Genomic DNA, 25,913 nt, shown 5'->3' on the forward strand with positions numbered 1-25,913 from the left:
GAGTTCAACACTCAGGTTCCGGCGGGTTCGATCAGCACCCGAACCGACTCTCCGACCGCAAACGATCGCTCCGGACAGATCAGTTTCGCGCCGAAGTCGGCGTCTCGAGCGCAAAACAGCGAGAGTCCGGTAATGGGGTCGCCGTTCGCGGTGACGCACACGTCGTCCCACGCGATCGTCCGGCCGTCGACGATGCCGAGTCGATCGCCGTTCAGGTGGACGGGTGTCCCCTCGGCCGGGTCGACGGATCGATCGCCGCCGAGCAGGCCGCCGCCGTCGTAGTGGGGCAGGCCCCCGTCGAGCACGCCGCCGTCGGAGCGTCGCTTTTCGGTTCCAGACTCGCCCCGGTCAGCGCGGATACCGATGAACGTTTCGCCGGGGTCGGGGTGGGCCGGCGAGTCGAGGACCGCGTACGTGTCGCCCGTCTCGACGATCGTCCCGGTGCCGTCCCACGCGACGGGGCGGATCTCGATTCCGGGCTCGATCGGGAGCGAGCCCGACGCCCGGTAGGGATTCTGATCCGGCTCGCGGAAGCCGACGTGCAGGTGGTTGTCGACCCACGGCGCGAAGAAGCCGGCCCGGACGAGGGTGCCAAGCGAGTCGCCGCGATCGATTCGATCGCCCGCTTCGACGGCGGGATCGACGTGCAACACGCGGGCGGTCATCCCCGCGAGGTCGCCCGGTCCGTCGCACTCGAGGACGATCAGGTGGTCGTGTTCGGGCGAATAGGGTTTCGGCGGCGCGCGGACCGTTCTCGTGTCGAGGACGGTTCCGGCGACCGGGCTCGGAGCCACGGTGGTCCGCCCGTCCCGGAGCGTGCCGGGGTAGAGATCGATCGCAGACCCCGCCTCGTGGGCGCGGTAGGGTGAGTTGTACAGCGAGAAGCGTTCGTAGGGAGTCAGGAACTCGGGCGGAAGTGTAACGACCATCGTGGTTCAGCGTTCGTGGCTTCCCTGAGTTCCGGGAGCGTTTAGGTGCATCGGGCCAAAGCGCTCGCATGCACGTCCTTCGCGGCCGGGCACAGACGATCGAGGCAGACCGCGAGGCGACCCGCCGCTTGCTCTCGATCGCCACCGACGGCGAGCCGGGAGTTCGCGTCTGGGTGCCACACCGACAGGTCGCCTTCGGCCGCCGTGATTCGCAGTTGGACGGCTACGATTGCGCCCGTAACGCCGCCGAGGAACACGGCTTTCCGCCCGTCGAGCGCAGCGTCGGGGGTCGAGCCGTCGCCTACGACGGCGAGACGACGATCGCGTTCGCCCGCGCCGAACCGATCGCGGATTTCCGGGAGGGGACCGACGAACGGTACGAACGACTCACGGCCACGCTCGAGCGGGCGCTCACAGATTACGGTCTCGAGATCGATCGCGGCGAACCCGACGACTCGTTTTGCCCCGGCACCCATTCGCTGTCCACGATCGACGCGATGGGACGACGCCGGAAAATCGTCGGAATCGCCCAGCGCGTCCGCCGCGAGGCGGCGCTCGTCGCGGGTATCCTGCTCGTCGCCAACCGAGACGAACTCGCGGCCGTGCTGGCAGAGGTCTACGACGCGCTCGACGTTCCGCTGAATCCGGAAACGATCAGCAGCGTTCGAGCTGCGGGCGGCTCGACTGAGGGCGATCGACTCCGGAGGGCGATCGAAGATGCACTCATCGGAGACGAAGCCAGCGCTGTCAGTATCGGCAGGGTCGACCAATAGCGGTCGAAGCGATATGACAGTTGGGAGACAACGTTTTTCATCCGGGTCTCGTGGGTGGCGTATGGACTCGATCGACCGAGGGGATACGTTCGACCGGAGAGAAAGACGACGAGTGTCGACTGGAGAGAGCGACGATGAGTGATGAGGCGACTGAACCCACGACGGTACCGGAATGGGACGACCTTCGCACGGACGCGGCGGCGATCGCCGAGGAGTACCGCGAGAACGGCTGGGACGCTGTCGTGCTCGATCCCACCAACGTGGACTCGATCGAGCACGACGGTCGAGTCGGACTGTGCGTCGAGATTTCGGCCGACGAGTACGAACTGGTCGAAGCGCTCGTCGCGAGCGACGAGGTCGGATTCGGGGCGGCCGACGTCTACTACCGCCCCGCCGACGGTGACGATCGGCGGTTCGCGCTCGCGGTCGAGCGCGACGACGCGAGCGAAACGGCCGTTCTCGTCCCGCTGACGTACTCGATCGCGGCGACGCGATCGGTGTTCGAGGCGGCACTCGACGAGGAGGAGTTGTTGATCCACGTCCGGCCGGACTCGGCCGCAGAATGGATCGTCTTCTCGCACGACGATCCGTCGCTGTTTCTCGAGGCAAGCGACGTTCGATCGTGGCGCGAGGAGTAACGGTAGCGGTTCTAGTCTGAGTCTTCCTTGCGGAGTTCCTCGCTGGCCGCGCGAACGTCTCGCATCACCGACGAGATGCGCTCTTCGGCCTCGAGTTCGTCCTCGACGGAGAGGTCGACGCCCTCGACTTCGAGGAGGAACTTCGCGACCTCGGTCGACTCGTACATCACGTCGTCGAGTTCCTCGGCGGTGAAGAAGTCACACATCGCTCCGTAGAGGAAGGTCGCCCCCGCTTTGCGGACCTTCTCCTCGAAAGACGATCGGGCCTGATTGACCGCCTGGGGGGTGTACGTGTCGGTCATGAAGGGGACGAGTTCCGGCAGGTTCTCGCCGATCTTGGTCATCTCGACGCCCGTTTCCGTCCGGAAGTCAGAACAGAGCCGGGCGATCGCCCACTCGCGGGCCGTGACGTAGGTTCGATCGCGAAGGAACTCGTTGACCCGATCGTACTGCGCGCCGTCCATTTTTTTGAACCGGGCGTACTTCTGGACGTCATCCGGCACATCGCTTGCTTCGGGTTCTGTGTCCGGGACACCCGGCATCGCCGCGCTCTCGCCATTAGCGTCGTCTTCGTCCTGCGCCGAAGGTGTCGCGTCGTCTCCGTCCGTCTCCGGGGGCGTCGCGTCATCTTCATCGACGGCAGCGCCATCGTTCCCGTCGCCACGAGGACCCGGAGAGCCCTCGTCGGCGTCGTCAGTTCCACCCCGCCGATCGTCGTCGCGGTCCGGTCGATCGCTCTCGGACCGATCGACTGTCTCGTTGCCGTCCATGTCGAGCCATTGCCAAACGGAACGCAAAAGGGTTCCCCTCGGTTCTCGACGGCGATCCGGGTACGATCGGTCGCCCGGCCGGTACGAGCGACCCCCTCGTCGCTCCGACGACGTCGATCGAGAAACGCAGTCTGGTCGTTAGAGATCGAGCCGATCGACTTCCTCCCAGGTCCTCTCGTCGAGAACGACGACCTCGCCCTGGCCGAAGACGTAGAGGAAGTCGTCGACGTACATCGCGCGGGTTCCGCGCCCGCCGATATCGACTCGGGCGACTTCCTCCAACTCGCCGCCCTCGTAGCCGAAGACGTAGCTGTGCTCGCTGCCGGGAACGAAGAAGACGCCGTGGTCTTCGTCCTGCAAGAATGCGGTGTGCGTCCTACTGACCTCGCTGTAGTGCTCGTCGGTGAGGATCACCGAGTCGCGCTCGATCGGCTCCTCGGGATCGCTCACGTCGAACAGCGAGAGTTTGGGCCGGCGCTCCTCCTGGCCGACGCCGAGAACGAGGTCCTCCTCGAGCGGGTGGAGGTACTCGGAGAAGCCCGGCAGTTTGAGTTCGCCGTCGACGATCGGATCCGTCGGGTCGGAGAGGTCGAGCGTGTAGAACGGATCGATCTCGCGGAAGGTGACGACGTAGCCCTCGTCGCCCTCGAAGCGGACGGAGTAGACGCGCTCGTCGACGCCGAGTCCGGTCACCTTGCCGACAGTCTCGAGGTCGGAATCGAGGACATAGACGTCGTTCTCGGAGTCGACGCCGTGGCTCCGGGGGATCGTCGTCGCGATACGGAGGTGGCCGTCGTGTTCGTCCATCGAGAACTGGTTGAGCGGGTAGCCGGGGACCTCGCCGCTGCCGTTGGCGGTCAGTTCGTCGTCCCCGATGTCGATTCGGACGATGCCAGTCCGTGTGAGGTCGCGGTGGTGCTCCGCGACGTACGCTTCCATGCCCTCGCTCAATCGCTTCTCGGCGTCCCGGCGCTCGTCGTCGTCCAGCCGCTGGAACCAGCCGTCGAGAATCTCGCGCAGTTCGACAGTCTTCGCCCGCTCGGAGATGTCGAGGTCGTCGAGCGTCCGGACGCGATCGAGGGCCTCGTCGTCCAAGACAGCGCTGGCGTTCTCGCTGGTGAGGAACGACTGCATGAGCTGGTACTCCGAAGTCGATCGCGTGTACGAGAGGTAGATCGCGTTCTCGGAGACGTACGTCGCCGCGTGTCGTTGCGAGCCGACGACGCTCTCCTCGCTCGCTACGTCGCCGGTTTCCGGGGCGACCCGCACGGCCGTGTAGACGACGTCCGCGTCGGACGGCGCGTTCGGGCGGACCACGTTCGTGCAGTCGATCGGTTCGCCGGCGATCGGTTCGATCGGGCACGGATCGCGTCCGGGTCGATCGACGAGCACGAGGTAGAGGTCGCCGTCGTACAGGCGGGCAGTATCGATCCGTGCGTCGAGGTCCTTGCGCCACAGTTCCTCGGGTTCGGTCGGTTCGCTCACGTCGTAGCCGGCGAGCTGGTCGTGCCCGAGGACGACGAGCGTGTCGTCGGCCAGGAGGAGCGTCCCGGAGAGAGGGATTGAGCCCACGGTAGCGGGATTCGCAGGGTCGCTCACGTCGACGACGTGCGTCTCGTCCCAGCGCGGTTCGTACCGGACGTCCGCGTAGTACACCGACTCGCCGTCGGTCTTGAGGATGTCCGGTTCGTCGAGGGCCGCCTCCTGGACGTTCGTTTCGGAGTGGCGATCGGCATCCGCGCCTGGCTCGCCACTCCCCGACGCGGTTCCCCCGTCGGCGGCGCGGTCGTCGTTCGCGGTCAGGGATTCGGCGTCCTCCGCGACGTCGGCCTCCTCGGCGACCGCCGCGTCGTCGGTCCCGACCCGATCGCCGCCCACACCGCCGGTCGCACCGACGGACGATCGGCGATCGGCGAAGTATTCGGTGAACGCCTCCTCGGACTCGAACGTCGCGAGTTCGGGAGCGTCTGAGTCGGCAATCGGGCCGCCGGAGTCGATCTCGTCGTCGGAATCGGGGTCGGTCGTCTCCGCGGGTGTCGGCTCGTCGAAGACGCCCGCGAGCCCGGCACCGATCGCCGAGCCGACGAGTAACGCGGCGAGGGCGATCGCGAGCACTGTCGTTCTCTCTGCCATGTGCGAGAATCGTCTCACCGTGATAAACAAACGCCGCTAGGTGAAACGTCGATTTCACCAAGTAGAGCGCGTAAACGGCAAGCACGTCCCCGAGAGTTGTACCGGATTTAAGTTCGTGAAGGACATTCGGTACAATATGTCACAGACACCGGTCGTCGTCGAGGCAGTTCGAACGCCCCAAGGGAAAGAAGACGGCGTTTTTGCCAACGTTCGCAGCGAAGACCTGTCGATTCCACTGATCGACAAGATTCTCGCAGAAACGGGGCTCTCGGGCGAGGAGATCGACGATCTGATGTGGGGCTGTGCCCAGCAACGCGGCGAACAGGGCAACAACCTGGCTCGCGTTATCGCGCTTCTCTCCGAACTCGGTGAGGATGTTCCGGGGACGACGATCAACCGCTGGTGTGCCTCCTCGATGCAGTCGGTAATTTCCGCCGCCGACGCGATCGCGGCGGGTAACCGCGACGCCATCATCGCGGGCGGCGTCGAGTCCATGAGTCGGGTGGCGATGGGCGAGAACACGCACAATGTTCACCCGCGGATGGCCGAGTACTACAACATCGGCGAACTCCAGATGGGGATGACCGCCGAGAAGGTCGCCGAGGAGTACGGCGTCAGCCGTGAGGAACAGGACGAGTACGCCGCTCGGAGCCAACAGCGTGCCGCGGAGGCGACCGAGGAGGGCCGTTTCGACGACGAGATCGTTCCGATCGAAACCGAAGACGGCACCGTCTCCGAAGACGAGGGAATCCGTCCGGGGACCACCGCCGAAAAGCTGGCCGGGTTGCCGACCGTCTTCAAATCCGACGGCACCGTGACGCCCGGCAACGCCTCCCAGATCTCCGACGGTGCCTCCGCGTTGCTCGTCACGAGCGAGGCATTCGCCGAGGAACACGGCCTCGAGATCGTGGCCGAAGTCGGCATGAACAACGTCGCCGGCGTCGACCCGACCGTGATGGGGATCGGCCCGGTCCCGGCGACGGAGGGACTGCTCGAACGCAACGGCCGCGACATCGACGACTACGATCTCGTCGAACTCAACGAGGCCTTTGCGAGCCAGTCGATTTACTCCCGCGACGAACTCGGCATCGACCCCGCAATCTTCAACGTCAACGGCGGTGCGATCGCGATCGGGCATCCCCTCGGTGCTTCCGGAGCGCGCCTTCCTGTGACGCTGATCAACGAACTCAAAAGACGCGGCGGCGGCCGCGGTCTGGCGACGCTCTGTGTCGGCTTCGGGCAGGGAGCGGCGATCGAGTTCGAGGTCAACTGAGACGATCGTGCTGGGCTTTTTGGTCTCTTTGCGAACGGAGTGAGCAACGGTCAGCGAGAGCGCCGCTCTCGCCAGACAGATTTTGCGAAGGCGGCCGCGAACGGAGTGAGCGTGCCGACTGAGACAAAAGGTGGTCGCGGCAGGGAGCGGCGATCGAGTTCGAGGTCAAATAAGCGGGTCGAAGTCCCGACGCGATCGAAGCCAAAACCGCACGACGCGCCCGTTCGGGAGGGGAGGCGTGCATTTCTGACTGGCGATCGCGCCGAGGTCAACAGTTCTATACCCGGAACTGGTAGGTACCGTATGGGGCCGCCACTACTCGATCGGATCGACAAGCGAGTTCTTCACGCGCTGCAAGCGGACGCACGACGCGTCAACACGACCGCGCTCGCGGAGGAACTCGATGTGTCACCAAGTACCATCCGAAATCGGATCGATCAACTCGAAAGAGATGGAATCGTCACCGGGTACCGGGCTGTCGTCGACTACAGCCAGACCGAACTCACGCTGGAGACGCTGCTCGTCTGTACAGCCGAAATCAAAGATCGGGCTGCGATCGCAAACAGCATTCGAGACGTTCCGAACGTCGTCAACGTCCGGGAGTTGCACCACGGAACCGACAACGTCGTCGTCAAAATCGTCTGTGCGTCGGCCGAGGAACTCACGCAGGCAGCGATCGATCTCGCAGACCACGGTCTCGAAATTGGCGACAAGACTCTGGTCAAGTCGGAGTACGTCGAGCCCCACACCGCGTTCGGCCGCGCCAACGAATAGGACACACACGACGACTGACGCATCTGTGCATACGAAACGACACGCATATACTGAACTACTTTTTACACACGAGTTTCCAGTGGGCGTTCAAAAGCAGTTATCTGTCCAGTATCGAATCTCTGCACACGAGGCGATTGACGCCCGTGGGTACACATGAACTCGAAAAAGAACACGACAGTGGTACGAACGGCGCCCTCGGGACGGACGGAACCGGCCGCGTCGGAGATCGAACAGCCGTCGATCGATCAGTTACTCGCAATCGTTGCCGAACCGGACCGTCGCCACCTGCTCCGGTTCCTGCGCGACGGAAAGCCGACGCGATCGATCGACGACGTCGTCGCCGCGATGTCCGCCGCGGAGCGAGGAACGGAAGCGACGGTGTACCACCAGCACCTCCCGCTGTTGGAGGATGTCGGGCTCGTCGACGTTGACTGGGACCGACTCGACGTTCGCTACCGGCCGGACGAACGAACCGAGCTACTGCTCGACATCGTCGAGGTACTCTCGCTGCCGCTGTCTCCGATCGATCAGCCGTTCCGTCCGCGACGGAACGCGAGTACGGTAGCGCGGCTACGGCGCGGGCTCGCCACGCTCGTTCGAGGACACCGCCGGAGACGAAACTGAGACGCCCGGGGCCGGCGCGTACGCGCTGTGAAACGCCGCCGGGTGAAGCCCATCGCCCCGTCAAACGCGATCGGTGGAGGCAGACGACTTACGGTCGTCGACGCCGAACTGAAGATGATGAGCACGGTTGTACTGGTGATCATCGTCGGCATCCCGCTCGCCTGGCATCTCGGTGTCACCGCGCTCACGTACTACGACGCCGGCCGGATCGGTTTCGAGCCCAGAACGAAGTGGACGGCGATCACGTTCTGCATCCCGATTTTCGGCTTTTTTATCTACCTCTTCGAGCGCAGCGAACGCTCCTACGACCCCGAAACCGATCCCTACCGCGGCAACAACTACAACATCCACCCCTCGCGCGCCGACGACGCCCCGCTGCCTTCTCGAGGTGACGATCGGCTCTCGCCGGCCGACATCGACGCTGACGCCACGTCGGACGCCGAGTCGGCAGTGGACGGCGATCGCGACCGGCGGGACTGATCGTCGGCGGCGGCGGTTGGCAGCCCACAGCCGGCATCGATGAGCAGCGTTTTTACCGGTCCCTCGGAGGGATAGTCATGAACAGGGCGCGCATCTGGACGGCCGCGATCTTGCTGTTCGTCTTTGGCGACGCGATGGCGATGCAGGCCAGAGGCCCGATCCTCGCCAGTCTCGAAGCGAGTTTCGACGTTTCGACGGCCGCCCTCGGGCTGGTCGCGCCCGCCGGTACGGCCGGCTTCGTCGTCGCCGTCGTCGCAACCGGAGTGCTCGCCGGCCGCCTTCGAATGCGATGGACGCTCCTGCTCGGCGTCGTCGGCGTCTGTGGGGCACTCGTCCTGATGGCGGGCGCACCCGTCTACCTCCTCTTTTTGCTCGCGCTCCTCGCACAGGGTTGCGCTGCGGGCGTGTTTCGCGGCCTCGATCGAGTCGTGTTGAGCCACCTCCACACGGCTCGACGCGGTCGGATCTTCACCGCCTACGCGCTCGTCTGGGCGATCGGTGCCGTCGTCGGCCCGCAACTCGTCAGCGCCGTCCTCGCGGTTGCCGACTGGCGAGCGGTCTTCCTCGTAATCGCCTGTTGTTTCGTGCCGGTGGCTGTCGTCGCGGGTCGCATCGACCTTCCCGCGATGGAGCCAGAGCGATCGATCTCCCGCGATGCGCTTCGTGCCCTGCTCCGGCGACCTGCGGTCGTCGGTGCCTGCACCGGGATGTTACTCGTGGGTGCTGTCGAAGGGATCATGTTCACCTGGCTCGCTTACTACGCGGGCGGATTCTACGGGACCGCGACGGCCAACCTCCTGTTGTCGGCGTACCTGCTGGCGTACGTCCCTGCACGGGCCGGCTACGCGATCGCCGTCGAGCGCGTTCCCTACCTCACGCTGCTGTTCGCGGCTACGGTGCCCGCAGTCCCGGCGCTCGCGCTCGCGTTCTCGGGGATCACCGGCCCCCTGCTATTCCTCGCCGTCTTCGTCGCCGGGGCGGGGCTCTCCAGTGGCTTCCCAACGATGTCGGCGTACGCCGTCGAGGCTGCACCGGAGTACAGCGGCCCGCTGACTGCACTGACCGCCGGCGCGACCTACGCCGGGATCGCGATCGCGCCGGCGATCGTCGGCGTCCTCGCAGAACCGTACGGCATCCAGCGGGCACTGTGGCTCACCGTCGGACTCGCGACTGCGCTCTCGGTGACGATCGTTGTGACCTGGCGCTGGACCGGGACGCCGAGCGCCCCGACGGCCCAGACGGCCGCGGACTGACCGTTCCAAAAGTAACATGTAACTCGATCGGAAATCGGTAGCACAATGACTGCCGATCCGGTGCTTCGCCGTCTCAATCTCATCATCCTGCTGTTGTGCTGTATTCTCGGCGTCCTCCTCTGGCCGATCCTGCCGAGCCTGTTGTTCGTCGGCGTCGCGGCGGTAACACTCGTCCTTGGCGGCGCGGCCCTCTGGGGACTCTTGCAGGGCTACCGGTAGGCCCGACAGGATTGACGCGGTCTGAGACTCAATTAGCCTCTTGCTACGCGATCGATCCCCGAGGCCGATCAGTCGTCGGCCGGAGCCTGGGTCCCGCTCTCGAAGGTCCCCTCTGGGACCGTTCCGTCCTCGTTCCAGCCGCGTTCGGCGTAGTACTCCTGTAGTGCGGCCTCGAAGTCGGGCAACTCGTAGGGGAGCGTATCGTCGCGCTCGTCGAAGCCGCGCTGGTTATTGAAATGGCGCTCGAGCGAGACGACGCGACTACCGATCGCTTGCAGAGTCTCGTACTCGGCGTCGAGCAGCGTCGACAGTCGATCGTGGCTCACGAAGCTTCGGGAGAACTTACAGAGGACGGCGCTGTCTTTGATCGCGTTGACGTTCTCGAGTTCGACGATTTTCGGCGGCTTGTTCTCGAGTCCCGTCTTGTCGAAGGCATCTTCGGCGTCGACGAGCGGATACTCGTACGGGTAGAACTCGGCGTACATGTGGTCCGCGCCGCGATTGGAGGTGGCGAAGGCCAGTCCCTGCCCGTTCAGAGTGCGTCCGTCGTGGGCCGAGAATTCCATGCCCTTGACCGTCCAGTTCTCGACGCCGAGGTCCTCGTGAACGCGAGCGACGCCTTCTGCGAGTGTGTCGCCAACCCCCTCGCGGTAGGCTATTTTCTCGACGAGGTCGTGAATCAGGTCCGCGTTGCCGAACTCGTCTTCGCTCGCGAGGTAGGCCGCGACGGTGTCGCCCGCGGAGATCGTGTCGAGGCCGAACTCGTCACAGAGCTTGTTCGACTGCATCAGGTCGACGACGTCGTCGATCCCGGCGTTCGAGCCGAAGGCCATGAGCGTCTCGTACTCGGGACCCTCGGTTTCGAGTCCGGAGGCCTCGTCTCTGGTCGGCAGTTTGCAGGCGAACGCACAGGCCGAACAGGTCCCTTTCTTGTACTTTTTCTCCTCGACGCGATCGCCGCTGATGCCGTCGATTCCGTCGAACGAAAGCTCTGAAAAGTACCGCGTCGGTAGCGCTTCGACCGTGTTGGCGTACTCGGCAACGGAGGTGGTCCCCTGTCGTTTCATGATGTGATCCGACTGGGCAGCCTCGCGGTGGACGTCCATCTGGAGGGGCGGAATCTCGACCTTGCGGGTCGAGTCCCCATCGAACGTCATCGCCTTGACGTTCTTCGAGCCGAGCACCGCGCCGAGACCGCCCCGTCCGAAGGCACGCTCCTTCGAGGTCATGATCGAGGCGAACCGGACCTCGTTCTCACCGGCCGGTCCCACCACGACGGTGTGTTCGGCGTCCATCCCGTGTTCGTCTGCGATGTACTCGCAGGTCTCCGAGACCATTGCGTCCTCGAGGTCCGGGACGTCCTCGAACTCGACGCCCTCGTCGGTGACGTGGGCGATCACGAGCTCGTCGCTCGCGCCGGTCACCTCGACGGCGCTGTAGCCCGTCCCCGTGAAGTTCCGTGAGAGAAAGCCCCCCGCGTTCGAGGAAAGGAGTCCGCCGGTGAGCGGCGAGACGCCGGTTGCCGACATTCGCCCCGTAAAGCTCATCGTCGAGTGCTGGAGCGGCCCCGTCGCGAGATAGAGCCGGTTTTCCGGTCCGAGCGGATCGACGTCGAACGGAACGCGACCGTGGGCCAGTTTCGTCCCGAGACCCCGACCGCCGACGAACGACTCGAGGACGCCGTCGATCGATTCCGTCTCGACGGTTCGATCCCCGACATCGATCGAACACAGCGGCCCGCGTACGTGTTTCATATGGGAGTATGTGACACGCGAGTCCTCAAATCGATACCGGTCGGGAATCGCGAGGCGAAGGCAGTTCGACCGCCAGCGCGACACCGACCGATCGGTGATCGAACGGATCGGTCTCGACCCGCCTGGCGGGTTCACGTTGTTAGGGACAACAGCGAATCTCAATCGGACCAGAGGTCGGCCAATGAGAGAATGGATTCCCACCGATTGTCCCTCCTGTGGCACACCGTTACGAGTTGGCATGCCACAGGATGCAACCGTGTTCGATATTTCTCGCACCCCGGACCCGATGCTGGAACGCGAAACCGAGTCGAACGCGCGACGCCGGTGCCTGACTGCCCGGTGTCCGGAGGGACACCGGGCCCACGTCTACTACGGCTTCGACGACTGATCGCGATGCTGGCAAGCGACACAGAGAGCGGGAAACGCGGACACGTCCAGTAACGACGGTCGGGAAGGGCACGATCGGCGGACGGGGTAGGGCCAGAAATCAATACTTAATGCATCGGAGGCTCACCTACGGACAGATGCTGGGCCACGACTCTGCCCTCGACGTCTATCGGCAGGCGTTACCCGTCATCCTCGTCAGCCTCGTCGCAGGTCTGTTTGCGGGCACGCTGCTCGGAACCGAAACGATGCGCGAGGGGATCGAGAGCGTTCCGGGAGTCTTGCTTCTGTTGCCCGCCTTTCTCGCCACGCGCGGCGGCGTCTACGGCTCGCTCGGGGCCCGTCTCTCGAGTGGGCTCCACCAGGGACTGATCGACCCGCACTTCGAGTGGAACGGACGGCTCAAGAACGCGATCATCGCGTCGTTCCTGAACGGGATCATCGTCTCCGTGTTTATTGCCGTCCTCACGTGGGTCGTATTGCTCGTGCTGGGACGAGACGGGAACCTGCTCGAACTCGCGATTATCCTGTTCGTCGCCGCACTGCTGAGTGCGTTCGCGATGCTCGGGGTATTGCTCACCGTGATCTTCAAAGGGTACCGTCGAGGACTCGATCCAGACAACGTCATCGGTCCGGTCGTCACGACCGTCGGTGACGTCTTCGGTATCGCCTTCCTGCTCGTAGGAATCGCCATCGCAGGGGTGATACTGTGAGCAGCAGCGGCGACATCTTGGCCGGTGAGGATATCGAAGGGGATTCGGTCGGCAACTGGTCAGTCGCGAACATCGTCTCGACGCTCGTCCCGCTTCTGATCGCGCTCTCGATTCTGCAGATGATCTCGGGAACCGTCCTCGAGAGCTTCGAAGAGCAGTTGCTCGAACACCCCTCGCTGCTCATCATCGTCCCGGTAATGATCGGGACTGCCGGCAACCTCGGCTCGATTATGTGTGCCCGGCTCTCGACCCAGCTTCACCTCGGCACCCTGGAGTTCTCGCCGTCCAACCCGGATATCCGGGCTAACGTCGGTGCCGTCACGGGACTCGCGGCCACCATATTCGTTCTTCTCGGAATCGCCTCATGGGCGATCGGCCGCGCCCTCGGCGGAACGCTCGGACTCCGGCCCCTGCTGATTATCACGGTCGTCAGCGGGATGCTGCTGGCTGTCTGGGTTATCATCGTCAGTTCCGTGGCGGTCTATGCCTCCTATCGACTCGGCTACGATCCCGACGATACGACGATTCCGGTCGTCACCAACGTCTGTGACATCACGGGAGTGATCATCCTCTTTAGCGTCGTCTGGGTCGTGCTCTGATCGACGATCGCAATTCGTTGATCGACGATCGCCGTTCATTCATCGACAGTCAGCGACAGTTCCGACGACGATCTCTTCGTGTAAATGGCGGGACCGAGTCAGGTTTGCGGAGCGGTTTTGGCGTACAGCCGACCGACGCGTTCCTCGAAGCGATCGAGGATGACCCGGCGTTTCTTTTTCATCGTCGGGGTCAACATCTCGTTTTCCTCGGTGAACTCCTGTGGGACGAGTTCGAAGCGCTTGATCTGCTCGTGGGATTCGAAGTCAGCGTTGATCCGATCGACTTCCTCCTGAATGTACGCGCGGACGCGTTCGTCGTCACACAGTGCCTCGGGATCGTCCGAGAGGTCGATTCCCTCCTCGGCCGCCCAGTCGCGGACGTGTGCCTCGTTCGGTACCAACAACGCGCCGATGAACTTCTCGTCGTCACCGACGACCATCGCCTGCTCGACGCGCTCGCTGGCCGCAAACCGGTCCTCGATCGGGCCGGGGGCGACGTTTTTCCCCGTCGAGAGGACGATGATCTGTTTGAGCCGATCGCGGAACTCGACGTAGCCGTCGGGGCGGAGGTGGACGATGTCGCCGGTTCGGAACCATCCGTCTTCGGTAAAGGCCCGGTCGGTCGCGGCGGGTTTCTCCCAGTAGCCGCCGAAGACGTTCGGCCCCTGCACGAGGAGTTCACCGACCTCGCCGGGGTCGTCGAAGGCGGTCTGGTCCGCGGCGGATTCGTCGATTTTTAGTTCGACCTCGGGAAGCGCCGGACCGATCGTGCCGATCTTCGGCTCCTCCGGCGGGTTGACCGTGACGACCGGCGAGGTTTCGGTGAGTCCGTACCCCTCGTAGATGGGGAGTCCCATCGCGTGATAGAGCGTACAGAGCTCCGGCGAGAGGCTCCCACCGCCGCTGATCAGCATCTCGATGTTGTCTCCCAGGGCCTCCCTGACCGTCGAAAAGACGAGCGTGTCCGCAAGCGATTGCTTGGCCGAGAGGATCGTGCCGGGGTTATCGGCTTGCTGGTAGTCGACGCCGACGTCCGTCGCCCACTCGAAGATCCGTTTTTTGACCGACGACTCGCTCGCCTGCTCGCGGATCGCGTCGTAGATCTTCTCGTAGACCCGCGGGACGCTCGTCGCCGCGTTTGGCTCGACCGCACCGAAATCCTCCTTCAGGGTCTCGGTATCCTCCGCGTACGCGACGCAGGCCCCGCTTGCGAACATCAGGAAGTGCCCCGACGTACGCTCGAAGACGTGAGCCAGCGGGAGATACGAGACCGTCTGCGTGGTCTCGTCGATCGCCGGCACGTCGTCGGCCTTGTCGGGCCGCGGGCCGTAGCGCTTTCGCACCTGGGAGACGTTCGATCGGAAATTCCGGTGGGTGAGTTTGACCCCCTTCGGCTGGCCCGTCGTGCCGCTCGTGTAGATCATACTCGCCAGATCGTCCATCGCGGGTTCGTCGACCCAGGTCTCGTAGGTCTCGAGATCGAAGGCGTCCTCGCCGCGGTCGTGAACCTCCGCCAGCGTCATGATGTCGTCGCGGTCGTCGTATCCCTCCAGGTCGTCCATCGAGACGATGAACTCAAGATCGAGGTCGTCCTCGACCGACAGCACGCGATCGACGAGGGCCGCGTTCTCGACGACGACACCCGACGCACCGGGATCGTCGAGCAGATATCGCACCTGCTCCGGCGACGAACTCGTGTAAACGGTTGTGATGACCGCCCCGGCGGCCAGCAGCGCGAAGTCGGTCTGAGCCCACTCCATCCGGGTGTTCGCGAAAATGCCGACGCGATCGCCGCGGTCGACGCCGAGGTCGCGAAAGCCCGCCGCGAGCGCCCGCACGATGTCGCGCATCTCCGTGTAGGAGATGGGGCGAAACGTCCCTGGCGACGCGGCCGGCAGCACCGAGTCAGTGAGCGATCGATCGTAAATCCCGCCCTTGTAGCGCTGTGCCGGCCGATTCGGGTGTCTGTCGGCGGCATTCTCAAACAGTCGGGCGAGCGTCGTCTCGCCGGTCACCTCGTCTTCGTACTCTCGTTCGGCATCCCGCCAGTCCATACCCGTGTGACACGGACTCCCGGGCGATAAAACGTGATGAAACTGGTTGTCTGTACGAACTGGTTTATTTGTCACTCGGATCGAACGTTCGAGCCTCACTCCTGCCGATCGAGATAGCCGAGGACGCCCCGCACGTTCATCGCCGCCTCCGCGCTGGCTTTGCGCTCGCCCCAGATCTCACCCATCTCGGTCGTCGACGCGAAGTGGTCGATTACGGCCTCGTCGTCGCCCAGTTCCTCGCGTTTCGCTTCGACTGCCTCGACCCATTCCGAGAGGACGCTCGCGTACTCCTCGAGAACGCGATCGGCGTCGTTGCCGACCTCGCGCGGGCCGAAGTGCGTGTAGAGGAGTACGTCCGGATCGATCGCTTTCAGCGTCTCGACGTCCTCGAGACACTCCTCGAGGTCGAAGTTCGAAGGCGGCGAGGTCTCCCTGATCTCGCCCGTCTCGGGGACCCAGATGCCGGCCGCGTCGCCGGTGAAGACCGCGTCGTTTGCGGGGTCCTCGTAGACCACCTGGTGGAAGGCGTGACCCGGAGCCTCGTGGACGCGCAGTTCGTGCGTACCCAGATCGATCGCGTCGCCGTCTGCGACCGGAATGACCCGATCCTCCGAAAGCGACCGCGGCTCGACGTAGAACTCCCACTGGTCACCGACGGCGGCTTTCGTTCCCGCGACCAGCCGCGAGGGATCGACGAGCAGGTCGACGCCGGGGTCGGGAACGTAGACGTCCGCGTTCGGGCAGGCATCAGCGAGAAACCCCGCACCGCCGGCGTGGTCCAGGTGGATGTGCGTGACCGCGATCGCCGCGAGGTCGTCGCGACCGATCCCGATCTCCTCGAGTGCGTCGAGGATCAGCTCGTGGTTGGTTCCGAGTCCGGTCTCGACGACTGCAGGTCGATCGTCGTCTATCACGTAGACCCCACCGTAGCCGCTGGTCCCGTACATTCCGGTGTCGAGGTAGTAGCAGTTCGAACAGTCGCCCGCCGTAACCGCGGTGACGTCACCGATTCCCATACGCAGACGCCACTCGCGCGACGAAATAAAAGGTACCGCCGTCGGCAGGGTGAGCACCGACCGTCGGTCCCGTCCAGTCAGCCGGCTCCGTCGGTCCCGTCGGTTTCGTCCTTCCACTCGCCGATCCCCGACGGGTCGAGGTGGACGTGGGCGTCGCCGACGTCGTCGATCGTACGCAGTCGATCGACCAGTTCGGACTCGATGTCGTGGGCCCGGCGGAAGGGCATGTCACCGTCGACTTCGATGTGGACTTCCACTTCGAGGACGGTGCCATCGTAGAAGACCGTCAGGTCGTGGACGCCCCGGACGTCGGGGTGGTCTCGAAGGGTGGCGGCGATCGCCGTCCGTTTCGCGTTCGACGGGGCTGCCCCGATGAGGTAGTCGACGTTCTCGCGGCCGATCTCGACGCCCTGGTAGACGACCAACAGACTGACCAGCGCGCCGGCGAGTGGGTCGAGCAGCGGAAATCCGAGTAGAACGCCGAGGACGCCGACCACGGCAGCGAAGGAGGTGTAGATATCGTTCAGACAATCCGTCGCGAGCGCCCGGAGCGCGGTCGAATTCAGGTCGTCGTTGACCCGCATGGTGTACCAGTAGACCAGGTACATATCGACGATCGCAAACGCCAGTGCGCCGAGCAGCAGCGGACTGAAAACGACCTCGACGCCGAATGCGAGCCCCTGTGCGGACTCATAGAGGAGGTTCAATCCGAGTACCGCGATGACGGCCCCCACGAACAGCGCCGTCAGCGGCTCGATTCGATCGTGGCCGTGTGGGTGGGTGTCGTCGGGTTCGTCGTAGGAACTTCGCCCCCAGACGAGGACGACGACGCTCGCGACCAGATCAGCGATCGAGTGAGCCGCGTCCGCAAGAAGGGCGACGCTGCCGAAAGCGAGCCCCGCCGCTCCTTCGACGACGATTTTGATGGCGTTGCCGAGCACGTTGGCCCACGACGCCTTCGTAAACCCGTCTCGACCGCCAGTTCCGGTTTCAGCCCTGGTTCCGGCCGCGGTTTCGGCCATGAACCGATTTAGACGGAGTCTAAACTTGGGTCTTTCCCTTCGGTGAACGGCCGCCGTCACGTTCCTGATAGTCGGTCTCCGGTCGTTTCGAACGTCGTCGACGTCGTCGAGATGATTCTGTTCATCGGCGTCTCGGCGCTGGTACTCGGGTTGTGAACTTCCCCGTCCTACTCGACCGCTTGCGCTCGCTCCTCGAGGGTGGGGCTTCCTGATCTAACGGTCGAGTGATCGCGATCACAGTCCGAACCGGTCGGTGTGGAAACGACAGCGATCGTTCTCACCGGTACGGTGCATTCGTCGAGCGACGTTCGTGTCGGGGTTGGACAGGCGATCGGCCGTCGAGGCGTTCGACTGGCGTGCGCGGCGGCCTTCGAACGGTTCATCGCGCGGGCATGGAGTACCTGACCGACGCCGACCGAGGTGGATCGTCCCCGTTCCGAGGGTGGCGTCTCGTTTCGACGAACACCCTCGGCGGATCGTCGAGGACTGTAGACTCCGGCCACGAGTCGAGGGAGACGCGAAATACCGCTTCGGATTCGGTGACCCTCGTCGTGACGAGATCGCCGGTCTCACGGCCCGGTTCGACGAGGAATCGCCGGGACGCAAACAGGGTCACGAACTCCTCGTCGAAATCCGTGTCGTCGAACCAGTGCTCGTGACCCTCGGAGAACGCGTCGGTCTCGAGTTCCCGTTCGAGCGCTGACTCGCTCGGGAATCGCGTAAAACGGCGGCCCTGCGTCGAACAGGTCGATCGTCGTAACCGGAGACGAGTACACGTAGCCACTGAAGCGCGACGTCGCCGGAAACTCGGCGTCACGCCGACGGATCGAGGAACAGCCTGCGAGAACCGCGGCTGTACCCACGCCAGCGGCGAGCACGCCGCGTCTCGACACCGGCCGTCTCCGCCACTCCGCCGTCATCTCAGACGAGGTCCTGCAACTCTGTGAGGGTCTGGATCTCGACGGCCGACTCGTGGTCGAGTTCGACCGATCGATTGTGCTCCCTGCGGATAAAGACCGGCCGGAGTCCCGCGCGTTCGGCGGCGAGAATGTCCGTCTCGCGATCACCGACGTAGAGGCCACCGTCGACGTCCAGCGCTCCGAGCGCCTCCTCGAGATAGTCGGGACGAGGTTTTCGACGCCGGAATCCCTCAACGCCGATGTCGCGCCCGCGGACGAACGAGAACGTCTCGAGTCCGAAGTGGTCGACGACGAACGAAACCGTCGGGTCGTAGTTGTTGCTTACGAGCGCAATATCGCGATCGGTGGCGAGACGGTCGAGGACGCTGACGTCGTCGTACAGCGTCCGTCGGCCCGACCGAATGCGGTCGATCGCGCGCTGGGCGCTGTACTCCTCGCGGAGGGCGTAGAACTCGTCGGGCACGACGCCGATCGTCTCGCAGGCGGCGACGAACTCGTCGGTGTACTCGTAGGTCTCGAGCGGTCCCAGTTCGTCGGCGTCCGTATCGAAATCGAGGCCCAGTTCCGAAACGGCGTCTTCGAGTGCGTGTGAGTGGACGATCGGATCCGTTCCGTGTCCTTCCAAGATTACGCCGTCCATATCGAATAGGACGGCCTGGTCAGTCTGTCGGTCGGTTCTTCGATCGGTATGTGATTTATCGGTCATATGAAGGTCGATTGGAGTGGTGCGGTTACGGGGGACAACCGCAGTCGTCGGACTCCGTCGCGAGCAGTGTGCGGGTGCGGTCGTTCAGTTCGGCGATCATGGCTCGTCCGTTCTCGCCGTATTCGTCGGGAGGATCCATTGCCGGTTCGCCCTCGATATCGGGACGACCGACGATCAGCCGGCCGATCGCGATCGTCTCGTGGCGCGTGCAGGCATAGTCGTAGATGCCTTCGCGATCGAACGTCTGCTCGAAGCGCGCACCCGTCTCGAGGAGGGTAGACACCCAGCCGCCGGTTCCCGAGGGCGTTCGACGATCGATCGAAGCGATCTCGTGGCGAGCGCGATCATCGCGGTTGATCCAGGTGACGCTCCCGCGGGGCTCCAGCCAGACGAGTTGCGGGTCGAATCGAACGACTGGATCGCGACCCACTGAAACGAGACGCTCGGAACGCGGCTCGGAGACGGCGGTCGAAGGCGAATGAATTGCCGTTTCCGTCGTCGCATCGTGGCTATCACGTGCAGAGGGAGGTCGGTCGCCAGCCAGGCTCGACTCGTCGCCGTTTGGAGTAGCGTCCGAGATGTCGTCGAGGCACCCCGCGAGAGCGGACGCGACGCCGAAGGAGACAGTCGAAAGCAATACCCGTCGGGTTCGAGCGTCGGTCGATTGGCGTCTCACAGGATCACCTGAAGATCGCTCGGGCGCGCGCCGAGACAGTTTCGCTGATCAGGACGATTCCCAGGATCGCGATCATGATCATCAGGACGGCAGACCAGCGGAAGGCGTCGACGGAGTTGAACAACTGAACGCCGATGCCACCCGCGCCGACGGCACCGAGAATCGTTGCGCTCCGAACGTTGATATCCCACCGGTAGACGCCGATGCCGACCAGTGCTGGCTTGATCTGGGGGATGACGCTGTAGAGGAGGACCTGTATAGAAGATGCACCGGTTGCTCTGACCGCTTCGACCTGGTCGAACTCAATCTCTTCGATCTCTTCGCCAAGGAGTTTCCCGACGAACCCGACCGATCGAACGGCGATCGCGATCATGCCGGCGAACGCGCCGGGGCCGACCATGACGACGAACAGCATCGCCCAGATGATGACGTGGACGGACCGCGAGACGGTGACGACAATTTTCCCGGTCGCGTACGTGAGTTGATTCGGCGTCGTGTTCTCTGCGGAGAGGAACGCGACGGGAAGCGACATCGCGACGGCGAGGATAGTCCCGACCACGGCGATGTGGACCGTCTCGATCAACGGCATAACGATCTCCGGCGCATAGGCCCATTCCGGCGGGAACATCCGGGTAGTCAGATCAGCCAGTTCTCTCGGTGCGGTCCAGATGTACTGGGTGTCAAGCCCCATCGAGAGCCACGAGACGACGATGATCGCTATTGACGCGGCGAAGATGGCGACCCGTTTGAGTTGCGATTTCGTGTCGAATCGTTGCCAGTGTCGGCGCGATTCGGCCGCCATTACTGGACCCTCCGTCTGACGTACGCGCTAAACAGTTCACCGGCGAGAACGACGATGATGATCGCGACCAGGATGGTCGCAGCGAAGTCGTACTCGTATCGTTGGAACGCCCGCAAGAGCAACGTCCCGATGCCGCCGGCACCGACGATACCGATGATCGTCGACGATCGGATATTGATGTCCCAGCGGTACACCGTCAGGCCGATAAACCGTGGGGCCACCTGCGGAACGACCGCGTATACCAGCGTCTGGAACCGCGAAGCGCCGACAGCGTCAATCGCCTCCTTCGATCCCATGTCGATGTCCTCGATGTCCTCTGCGAACAGCTTCGAGAAGAAGCCGATCGTCAGGTAGCTGATCGCAATGATTCCGGCGAGCGGGCCGACCCCGACAGCCTTCACTGCGATGATCGCGATGATGAGCTCGTCGATTGCCCGCGTGATACTGATGATCCCTCGATTGAGGTAGTACAACGGTTGCGGGGCGATGTTTTTGGCTGCACCGAACGCGATCGGGATCGAAATCAACACACCAGTAAACGTCGCGACGAACGCCATGGCGATCGTCTCCATCATATACCCGGTGACGCGATCGACGTTCGCACTCGAGGTGTTCGGCGGCACCATGGCCTCGAGGAGCAAGACGCCGTTATTGACGCCGGCGATCACTCTCGAGAGGCTCACCCCAGACAGCAGAGAGGCGAGCGACCAGAGGATGAAAAGCACCGTCGCGCCGTAGACAGCCCACTTCACCCGGTGGCTGGAGAAGGCTGTCGGGCGCTGCCAGCGTTGCCCGGAAGCCGTAATCTCCGTCGGTCCGTCACTCGTGGCCATCTCAGTCCCCCACCGTCACGGACTGTTCGGACGGACGTCCGTCGCCGGTACTTGTCTCCGATTCCTCGACGACTGTTGAGGCGGGTTCGTCCGCGGTCGATTCGCCGCGATAGATAACGTCTTTTGCGTTGTCGTCTAGATCCGCCGCCGGGCCGTCGAAGACGAGCGCCCCGTCGTGTAACCCGAGGATTCGATCGGCGTACTCGACGGCCAGGTGGACCTCGTGGATGTTGATCAGGACCGGAATGTTCTGTTCGGCCGCGATATCCGTGAGCAGTTCCATCACGGCGTGGGAGGTTTCCGGGTCGAGGCTGCTGGTCGGTTCGTCGGCAAGTAAGATTTTCGGCTCCTGAACGACGGCGCGAGCGATGCCGACGCGCTGGCGCTGGCCGCCGGAGAGTTCGTCCGCGCGTTTGTTTTCCATCCCGGAGAGGCCGACCGTCTCGAGGACATCGTACGCCCGTTCGACGTCTTCGGGTGGGAACTTTCGGCGGAACGCCGCCCAGTTGGAGACGTAGCCGAGACGGCCCGAGAGGACGTTTTCCATCACGGTGAGCCGCTCCACGAGGTTGTACTCCTGAAATACCATCCCGATATTCCGACGCGCGGCTTTCATCTCGGTGCTACCGAGTGCGGTAAGTTCGGTTCCGTCGAGGTGGATCTCGCCGTCGGTCGGTTCAGTCAGTCGGTTGATACACCGAATGAATGTCGACTTTCCGGCCCCGCTCGGCCCTATCATTGCGACGATCTCGTTGCCGTCGATCGCGGTCGTGACGCCGGTCAGCGCTTCGTCACCGGTCGGGTACACTTTTCGTAGGTTCGTAACTTCGAGCATTGATGAATAGGTGTGAAACCGTAGGGTGATCCGTAGCGGAGCCTAGAGACTCTCTTCGTCGTACTGGACGCCGTTGTACTGCTGGTTGACCATAACGTCGTGCCAGTGGTTGACGTAGTCGACCTCGACGAACTGCGGGTAGGCGGCCTCGCCGTAGGACGTCCCCTCCCAGTCCGTGTTCAACCAGGTCTCGCGTGCGCCCTCGACAATCTCCTCGTGGAGATTGTAGCGGTAGCCGATCGGTCCGGGCGGGAACGGAGCGGCAGCCCAGACCACTTTGAAGTCGTCGAAGTCGATGTCGTCGACGGCTTCGACCGTCTGCTCCCAGCAGGTGCTACAGATCGGTCCACAGTCGTAGTCGCCGTAGGCGATCCCACGTGCGGACTGCTCGTGGCCGCCGGACATCTCGGGGTTGTAGTTCTCGCCGTTGGTCAGTCCGAAGTGTTCGTCAAACAGCGCCGAGGGGGCCTGGTTGCCGGAGTTGGACGACGCTTCGGTGTGTGCGGCCCGATAGTCGTTGAAGTCCTCGACGCTTTGAATCTCGTCCATGTCGGCTCGAGTGATCGCCAGCAGGCGGTAGCCGAACTGCCCGTCGCCGGCGAGGCCAGTCGCCAGCGGTACCATCCCGGCCATGTTGACGCCGAACGGTGTGTTCCCGGTCGCGAAGTTCGCGAGGTGGATCCGTTCGGAGCGCATCCCCTCGACGACCGCCGCGTAGCTGTCGATCGTCTGGAACTCGACATCCCGGCCGGTCTCGGCCTCGAGTTTCTCGATCATCGGCTGGATCTGGTCGGCGTAGGCTTGCTGGGTGTCTTCACGCGGAAGGTCGGCGTAGACGATCGGATCGGGATCGATCCACTCGGAGGAGTTATCCGGGTGCTCGCGTGGTTCGATTCCGTACACAGCCTCCTCGCGACCGCGACTCCCCATCGCCTCGAGATCGGTTTCGGAACCGCGAATGTAGTTGTGCTCGGGCATCTTGGACCCGAGGTAGTTGTTGTTCTCCCAGTCAGGGTTCTCCGGATCGAACGAGTCAGAGAGCAGCGGGTCGTTGCTGTCGCCGCTACTGCCGCTACCGTTACCGTTACCCCCCAGTCCAGCACCTGCCTCGCCACCGTCGCTGTCGCCGTCGCCGTCTAGACAGCCTGCCAGGGCAGCCGTTCCAAGCGCACCACCGGTGAGGAGAAATGTCCGTCGCGACTGATCCGGGTTCGATTCGGATGGAGTGTCCGTCATCGAGCGATCCTCTGGCTGCGTTATATAATAATGCTTATAATAGTAGTATTTGGAACCATAGGATCCTCCGGAATTATCCCTGGCCTGATTCGTGTAAATCCTGCCCAAGGTATCACTAGCACTGATTGTGACAGCTACGTACAACGCTATAGTACCGTATAGACATTCGTAATCAGTATCGGGACAAAACCGCAGAATCTAACATACAGAACGGTAATTCAGTGTATGATCCACAGGCGATTGCTCGATCGGGGACCGTCCGAGCCACCGGGGTTCGATCCGGCGAACATCCCGGGTGACCCGATCGATCGACACCTCTCGTACGACGGAGCGACGTTTCACTGTCGGGCAGTTACTGCGCCCGACGGCGAGTGGACGCTCGCGTTCGGTCGGCACGCCGACGGAGACGCATCGCGAACCTTTCGGCTCCGGGACGGCACGGTCGTCGATACGCGTCCGGCGTCGCGACCGGTCGACGGCGCGATCGCAAACGACGGAACCGCCGTCGTCGTCTCCGGGGGCGATCCGGACGCCCTCGGCGGCGACCTCGACGTGCTTGGTGACGACGGACGAGTGGTCTCACAGCGGTTCGATGCGAACCCCGGAACGCCAGCGATCCAGTCCGACGGCGAGTGGTGTGCGGTCGTGACTCGGCCGCCGGAGCCGGCGGTTCACCTGTTTTGTTGTGCGTCCGGAACGCACCGCGAGTACTCGCTTCACGAACGAACCGCTCGCACGCTCGGATTTCACGACGCTGAGGGCGAAACGTACCTCTACGTCGGCGTTCGGTCGACCGACGACCCGTACCTCGCCCTCGACGCAACCGGTGAAATCGTCTGGGAGAGCGATCGGTACCGGGCTACGCGGCCGCTAACCGACCGCATCGGCTCGATCGTGAACTCGCTGGGGCGCTGATACGGTTCGTTGTAGTTCGGTACCCATGATCGATCCGACTAAGGCGGCGATCACCGGTACCACGCCACAACGATCCGTCTGAGGCTCTCTGGTGTCCCTGTGTACTGGCACACTCACACGACGGGCTGGGGGCTGGCAGCACCGATGCGGTCCAGCACGTGACCGAAAACCTCGAAGGAGTGCCAGACCAGTTCGCGACGAATGCCGCGGGGAGACCGAACAGAACTCGCGTCGAGACCGATCGGCCGACAGACCGGTGTCAGCACCTATGCCGTTGCCAGCGCCTCGAACGCGGCGGCGGCCGTCCGGGTCCCCTTCGAGATGAGCACGTCTCCGTGCTGGATCTCGGCGTCTGCGTCCCCGACCAGTAGCCACCCCTCCTCGGGCCGTCGGATCGCGATCACCGACATCGTCGTCTCGGTGTCCGGAACGCCGGCGACGATCGCGGTGCCGTCGAGGTCGCTGCCCGCCTCGACCGCGACGCGCGTGATGATTTCGTCGCTCTCCTCGACTGCCATCTGGACGACGGGGTGGACCTCGATGTCTCGGAGAACGCCCTCGCTGATTTCGACGGCCGCGTCGCTGATAACCTCCGTTGCACTGCCGAGATGAATTAGCCCGCGCAAGGCGACCGGATCCGGCGCGTCTGCGGCTGCCCGGAGCGTCCAGGCCTCGAACCGCGACTCCAGTGCATCGACTTCGACCTCGAGATTGCGAACCTCCTCGGCCAGCGCTTCGCTGTCGAATAATACGGCGCTGTAGGCCAGATCGACCGCCAGTTCGGAGAGGTTTTTCATGTGGACGATCGTGTCCACCGCCCGCTCGAGATCCTCGATATCCGAGGTCGTAGACGCCGGCGGCTCGTAGGCCGCCCCGGTCAGCGTCTCGTAAACGTCACCGACTTGGACGTCCGGGCCTCGCAGGAGTGCCACGTCGTCGGCCCTGATCGTCGTTTCGGGTCCCGGATTCAACAGCCAGTCGTCGCCCCGTCGAAGCGCGATCACGCGCACGCCCGTCTCCGACTCGAGGTCGATATTCGCGAGCGTTCGATCGGCGTACGCCGAATCGGCGTCGACGACGCCGCGAACGAGGGTCTCGACGGCCTCCGGCAGCGCCGCTCGCATCGCCTCCGGAAGCCCGATGTCCTCGAGGATGACCTTCGCGATGTCACCGGCAGCGTCGCTGATCGAGTCCGCCGCAGCCACGATGCCGAGCACCGGGGCCAGTCGCTCGGCGTCGTCCGGGCCGCGAGTCGCCATCATCAACCCCATCCGAGCACGCATCTCGAGGACGTTCATCTGCTCTTCGAGACGCAAAACTTCCGCCGCGATGTCCTCGCTTGAGTGCAACACGGCAGAGTAGGAGAGATCGATCAACAGCTCCGCTGTATCCTTCATCTCAACGAGCACGTCCTTGACGTTGACCGGCTCGTACTCGATCGGTACCGACGCCTCTCCCTCGAGCGGATCCATACACTAGCTTGTACAGGACCGGTAAAAAAGGGTTTCCCGGACGATCGACGGCGACCCGCTGAACTCGTTTCCAGGCCCCGTCGCTATCCTCGTCCTTGTCGCCGGGAGCG

General features: G+C 63.8%; 27 protein-coding genes. 13 read left to right on the forward strand and 14 right to left on the reverse strand.

Annotated elements, in window-relative coordinates; all coding sequences use genetic code 11:
* Positions 1-11: 11 nt before the first annotated feature.
* Positions 12-929, reverse strand: a complete 918-nt coding sequence (locus AC6I6L_RS12650) for a DUF8155 domain-containing protein (protein ID WP_497918115.1) — start codon at positions 927-929, stop codon at positions 12-14.
* Between the two features lie 68 nt (positions 930-997).
* On the opposite strand from AC6I6L_RS12650, the gene AC6I6L_RS12655 reads away from it, so the two are divergent.
* Together AC6I6L_RS12655 and AC6I6L_RS12660 are read left to right on the forward strand one after the other, a co-directional pair.
* Positions 998-1,702 carry a lipoyl protein ligase domain-containing protein gene (locus tag AC6I6L_RS12655; RefSeq protein WP_497918116.1) on the forward strand — a complete coding sequence of 235 codons (705 nt, stop codon included), beginning with the start codon at positions 998-1,000 and terminating at the stop codon, positions 1,700-1,702.
* 134 nt (positions 1,703-1,836) lie between these two features.
* Positions 1,837-2,340: a DUF7529 family protein gene (locus AC6I6L_RS12660; RefSeq protein ID WP_497918117.1), complete on the forward strand. Its 504-nt coding sequence runs from the start codon at positions 1,837-1,839 to the stop codon at positions 2,338-2,340.
* An 11-nt stretch (positions 2,341-2,351) separates the two neighbouring features.
* On the opposite strand, the gene AC6I6L_RS12665 is transcribed toward AC6I6L_RS12660, so the two are convergent.
* Complete coding sequence (locus tag AC6I6L_RS12665; protein ID WP_497918118.1) at positions 2,352-3,110, reverse strand: DUF5806 family protein; 759 nt, start codon at positions 3,108-3,110, stop codon at positions 2,352-2,354.
* A gap of 138 nt (positions 3,111-3,248) precedes the next feature.
* Positions 3,249-5,243, reverse strand: coding sequence for a beta-propeller domain-containing protein (locus tag AC6I6L_RS12670; protein WP_497918119.1), 1,995 nt, complete (start codon positions 5,241-5,243; stop codon positions 3,249-3,251).
* A gap of 136 nt (positions 5,244-5,379) precedes the next feature.
* Between AC6I6L_RS12670 and AC6I6L_RS12675 the strand changes: the two genes are divergently transcribed.
* The 6 genes from AC6I6L_RS12675 to AC6I6L_RS12700 all read left to right on the forward strand — a co-directional run bounded on the left by AC6I6L_RS12675 (position 5,380) and on the right by AC6I6L_RS12700 (position 9,866).
* Positions 5,380-6,516 (forward strand): thiolase family protein, encoded by a 1,137-nt coding sequence (locus tag AC6I6L_RS12675; protein ID WP_497918120.1) that lies wholly within the window; start codon positions 5,380-5,382, stop codon positions 6,514-6,516.
* Positions 6,517-6,819: 303 nt separating this feature from the next.
* Positions 6,820-7,290, forward strand: a complete 471-nt coding sequence (locus AC6I6L_RS12680) for an Lrp/AsnC family transcriptional regulator (protein ID WP_497918121.1) — start codon at positions 6,820-6,822, stop codon at positions 7,288-7,290.
* A gap of 153 nt (positions 7,291-7,443) precedes the next feature.
* Entirely contained in the window at positions 7,444-7,914 is a 471-nt protein-coding gene (locus tag AC6I6L_RS12685) for a hypothetical protein (RefSeq protein ID WP_497918122.1), read from the forward strand.
* A 117-nt stretch (positions 7,915-8,031) separates the two neighbouring features.
* Entirely contained in the window at positions 8,032-8,394 is a 363-nt protein-coding gene (locus AC6I6L_RS12690) for a hypothetical protein (protein WP_497918123.1), read from the forward strand.
* A 77-nt stretch (positions 8,395-8,471) separates the two neighbouring features.
* Entirely contained in the window at positions 8,472-9,647 is a 1,176-nt protein-coding gene (locus AC6I6L_RS12695; RefSeq protein ID WP_497918124.1) for an MFS transporter, read from the forward strand.
* Positions 9,648-9,692: 45 nt separating this feature from the next.
* A complete protein-coding gene (locus AC6I6L_RS12700) occupies positions 9,693-9,866 on the forward strand; it encodes a hypothetical protein (RefSeq protein WP_497918125.1) in 174 nt (57 codons plus the stop codon).
* A gap of 68 nt (positions 9,867-9,934) precedes the next feature.
* Here the strand turns inward: AC6I6L_RS12700 and AC6I6L_RS12705 are convergent, their stop codons facing one another.
* The gene (locus tag AC6I6L_RS12705; protein ID WP_497918126.1) at positions 9,935-11,620 is read right to left on the reverse strand and encodes an aldehyde ferredoxin oxidoreductase family protein; all 1,686 of its coding nucleotides are present in this window, start codon (positions 11,618-11,620) and stop codon (positions 9,935-9,937) included.
* A 181-nt stretch (positions 11,621-11,801) separates the two neighbouring features.
* Between AC6I6L_RS12705 and AC6I6L_RS12710 the strand changes: the two genes are divergently transcribed.
* The 3 genes from AC6I6L_RS12710 (at position 11,802) to AC6I6L_RS12720 (ending at position 13,316) form a co-directional block, all read left to right on the forward strand.
* A complete protein-coding gene (locus AC6I6L_RS12710; protein WP_497918127.1) occupies positions 11,802-12,008 on the forward strand; it encodes a hypothetical protein in 207 nt (68 codons plus the stop codon).
* Between the two features lie 136 nt (positions 12,009-12,144).
* On the forward strand, positions 12,145-12,717 hold the full coding sequence (locus AC6I6L_RS12715; protein ID WP_497918207.1) for a magnesium transporter: 573 nt from the start codon (positions 12,145-12,147) through the stop codon (positions 12,715-12,717).
* The gene (locus tag AC6I6L_RS12720) at positions 12,714-13,316 is read left to right on the forward strand and encodes a magnesium transporter (RefSeq protein WP_497918128.1); all 603 of its coding nucleotides are present in this window, start codon (positions 12,714-12,716) and stop codon (positions 13,314-13,316) included. The genes AC6I6L_RS12715 and AC6I6L_RS12720 overlap by 4 nt, the downstream gene beginning before the upstream one ends.
* 98 nt (positions 13,317-13,414) lie before the next feature.
* Here AC6I6L_RS12720 and AC6I6L_RS12725 read toward each other — a convergent pair whose 3' ends face one another.
* The 3 genes from AC6I6L_RS12725 to AC6I6L_RS12735 all read right to left on the reverse strand — a co-directional run bounded on the left by AC6I6L_RS12725 (position 13,415) and on the right by AC6I6L_RS12735 (position 17,408).
* Positions 13,415-15,370 carry an AMP-dependent synthetase/ligase gene (locus AC6I6L_RS12725; RefSeq protein WP_497918129.1) on the reverse strand — a complete coding sequence of 652 codons (1,956 nt, stop codon included), beginning with the start codon at positions 15,368-15,370 and terminating at the stop codon, positions 13,415-13,417.
* A gap of 95 nt (positions 15,371-15,465) precedes the next feature.
* Entirely contained in the window at positions 15,466-16,386 is a 921-nt protein-coding gene (locus AC6I6L_RS12730) for an MBL fold metallo-hydrolase (protein WP_497918130.1), read from the reverse strand.
* 77 nt (positions 16,387-16,463) lie between these two features.
* Positions 16,464-17,408, reverse strand: coding sequence for a cation diffusion facilitator family transporter (locus AC6I6L_RS12735; RefSeq protein WP_497918131.1), 945 nt, complete (start codon positions 17,406-17,408; stop codon positions 16,464-16,466).
* A 442-nt stretch (positions 17,409-17,850) separates the two neighbouring features.
* Here AC6I6L_RS12735 and AC6I6L_RS12740 point away from each other — a divergent pair, with 442 nt between their 5' ends.
* A complete protein-coding gene (locus AC6I6L_RS12740) occupies positions 17,851-18,111 on the forward strand; it encodes a hypothetical protein (protein WP_497918132.1) in 261 nt (86 codons plus the stop codon).
* Positions 18,112-18,329: 218 nt separating this feature from the next.
* Here the strand turns inward: AC6I6L_RS12740 and AC6I6L_RS12745 are convergent, their stop codons facing one another.
* The 6 genes from AC6I6L_RS12745 to AC6I6L_RS12770 all read right to left on the reverse strand — a co-directional run bounded on the left by AC6I6L_RS12745 (position 18,330) and on the right by AC6I6L_RS12770 (position 23,416).
* Positions 18,330-19,034 (reverse strand): HAD family hydrolase, encoded by a 705-nt coding sequence (locus AC6I6L_RS12745; RefSeq protein ID WP_497918133.1) that lies wholly within the window; start codon positions 19,032-19,034, stop codon positions 18,330-18,332.
* Between the two features lie 25 nt (positions 19,035-19,059).
* Positions 19,060-19,464, reverse strand: coding sequence for a cupredoxin domain-containing protein (locus AC6I6L_RS12750; RefSeq protein ID WP_497918134.1), 405 nt, complete (start codon positions 19,462-19,464; stop codon positions 19,060-19,062).
* A 250-nt stretch (positions 19,465-19,714) separates the two neighbouring features.
* Positions 19,715-20,512, reverse strand: a complete 798-nt coding sequence (gene phnE, locus AC6I6L_RS12755) for a phosphonate ABC transporter, permease protein PhnE (protein WP_497918135.1) — start codon at positions 20,510-20,512, stop codon at positions 19,715-19,717.
* Positions 20,512-21,345, reverse strand: a complete 834-nt coding sequence (phnE, locus tag AC6I6L_RS12760; RefSeq protein ID WP_497918136.1) for a phosphonate ABC transporter, permease protein PhnE — start codon at positions 21,343-21,345, stop codon at positions 20,512-20,514. The genes phnE (AC6I6L_RS12755) and phnE (AC6I6L_RS12760) overlap by 1 nt, the downstream gene beginning before the upstream one ends.
* Position 21,346: 1 nt before the next feature.
* The gene (phnC, locus tag AC6I6L_RS12765) at positions 21,347-22,180 is read right to left on the reverse strand and encodes a phosphonate ABC transporter ATP-binding protein (protein ID WP_497918137.1); all 834 of its coding nucleotides are present in this window, start codon (positions 22,178-22,180) and stop codon (positions 21,347-21,349) included.
* A gap of 42 nt (positions 22,181-22,222) precedes the next feature.
* Positions 22,223-23,416, reverse strand: a complete 1,194-nt coding sequence (locus AC6I6L_RS12770; protein WP_497918138.1) for a substrate-binding domain-containing protein — start codon at positions 23,414-23,416, stop codon at positions 22,223-22,225.
* A 225-nt stretch (positions 23,417-23,641) separates the two neighbouring features.
* Between AC6I6L_RS12770 and AC6I6L_RS12775 the strand changes: the two genes are divergently transcribed.
* Positions 23,642-24,331, forward strand: coding sequence for a hypothetical protein (locus AC6I6L_RS12775; RefSeq protein WP_497918139.1), 690 nt, complete (start codon positions 23,642-23,644; stop codon positions 24,329-24,331).
* Between the two features lie 266 nt (positions 24,332-24,597).
* Here AC6I6L_RS12775 and AC6I6L_RS12780 read toward each other — a convergent pair whose 3' ends face one another.
* The gene (locus AC6I6L_RS12780; RefSeq protein WP_497918140.1) at positions 24,598-25,803 is read right to left on the reverse strand and encodes a potassium channel family protein; all 1,206 of its coding nucleotides are present in this window, start codon (positions 25,801-25,803) and stop codon (positions 24,598-24,600) included.
* Positions 25,804-25,913: the final 110 nt, after the last annotated feature.

The sequence above is a fragment of the Halosolutus sp. DAT137 genome (assembly GCF_059736405.1).

Coding starts and splice junctions, on each gene's coding strand:
- AC6I6L_RS12650 (WP_497918115.1), bottom strand. CDS start 929: ATGGTCGTTACACTTCCGCCCGAGTTCCTGACTCCCTACGAACGCTTC.
- AC6I6L_RS12655 (WP_497918116.1), top strand. CDS start 998: ATGCACGTCCTTCGCGGCCGGGCACAGACGATCGAGGCAGACCGCGAG.
- AC6I6L_RS12660 (WP_497918117.1), top strand. CDS start 1,837: ATGAGTGATGAGGCGACTGAACCCACGACGGTACCGGAATGGGACGAC.
- AC6I6L_RS12665 (WP_497918118.1), bottom strand. CDS start 3,110: ATGGACGGCAACGAGACAGTCGATCGGTCCGAGAGCGATCGACCGGAC.
- AC6I6L_RS12670 (WP_497918119.1), bottom strand. CDS start 5,243: ATGGCAGAGAGAACGACAGTGCTCGCGATCGCCCTCGCCGCGTTACTC.
- AC6I6L_RS12675 (WP_497918120.1), top strand. CDS start 5,380: ATGTCACAGACACCGGTCGTCGTCGAGGCAGTTCGAACGCCCCAAGGG.
- AC6I6L_RS12680 (WP_497918121.1), top strand. CDS start 6,820: ATGGGGCCGCCACTACTCGATCGGATCGACAAGCGAGTTCTTCACGCG.
- AC6I6L_RS12685 (WP_497918122.1), top strand. CDS start 7,444: ATGAACTCGAAAAAGAACACGACAGTGGTACGAACGGCGCCCTCGGGA.
- AC6I6L_RS12690 (WP_497918123.1), top strand. CDS start 8,032: ATGAGCACGGTTGTACTGGTGATCATCGTCGGCATCCCGCTCGCCTGG.
- AC6I6L_RS12695 (WP_497918124.1), top strand. CDS start 8,472: ATGAACAGGGCGCGCATCTGGACGGCCGCGATCTTGCTGTTCGTCTTT.
- AC6I6L_RS12700 (WP_497918125.1), top strand. CDS start 9,693: ATGACTGCCGATCCGGTGCTTCGCCGTCTCAATCTCATCATCCTGCTG.
- AC6I6L_RS12705 (WP_497918126.1), bottom strand. CDS start 11,620: ATGAAACACGTACGCGGGCCGCTGTGTTCGATCGATGTCGGGGATCGA.
- AC6I6L_RS12710 (WP_497918127.1), top strand. CDS start 11,802: ATGAGAGAATGGATTCCCACCGATTGTCCCTCCTGTGGCACACCGTTA.
- AC6I6L_RS12715 (WP_497918207.1), top strand. CDS start 12,145: ATGCTGGGCCACGACTCTGCCCTCGACGTCTATCGGCAGGCGTTACCC.
- AC6I6L_RS12725 (WP_497918129.1), bottom strand. CDS start 15,370: ATGGACTGGCGGGATGCCGAACGAGAGTACGAAGACGAGGTGACCGGC.
- AC6I6L_RS12730 (WP_497918130.1), bottom strand. CDS start 16,386: ATGGGAATCGGTGACGTCACCGCGGTTACGGCGGGCGACTGTTCGAAC.
- AC6I6L_RS12735 (WP_497918131.1), bottom strand. CDS start 17,408: ATGGCCGAAACCGCGGCCGGAACCAGGGCTGAAACCGGAACTGGCGGT.
- AC6I6L_RS12745 (WP_497918133.1), bottom strand. CDS start 19,034: ATGACCGATAAATCACATACCGATCGAAGAACCGACCGACAGACTGAC.
- phnE (WP_497918135.1), bottom strand. CDS start 20,512: ATGGCGGCCGAATCGCGCCGACACTGGCAACGATTCGACACGAAATCG.
- phnE (WP_497918136.1), bottom strand. CDS start 21,345: ATGGCCACGAGTGACGGACCGACGGAGATTACGGCTTCCGGGCAACGC.
- phnC (WP_497918137.1), bottom strand. CDS start 22,180: ATGCTCGAAGTTACGAACCTACGAAAAGTGTACCCGACCGGTGACGAA.
- AC6I6L_RS12770 (WP_497918138.1), bottom strand. CDS start 23,416: ATGACGGACACTCCATCCGAATCGAACCCGGATCAGTCGCGACGGACA.
- AC6I6L_RS12775 (WP_497918139.1), top strand. CDS start 23,642: ATGATCCACAGGCGATTGCTCGATCGGGGACCGTCCGAGCCACCGGGG.
- AC6I6L_RS12780 (WP_497918140.1), bottom strand. CDS start 25,803: ATGGATCCGCTCGAGGGAGAGGCGTCGGTACCGATCGAGTACGAGCCG.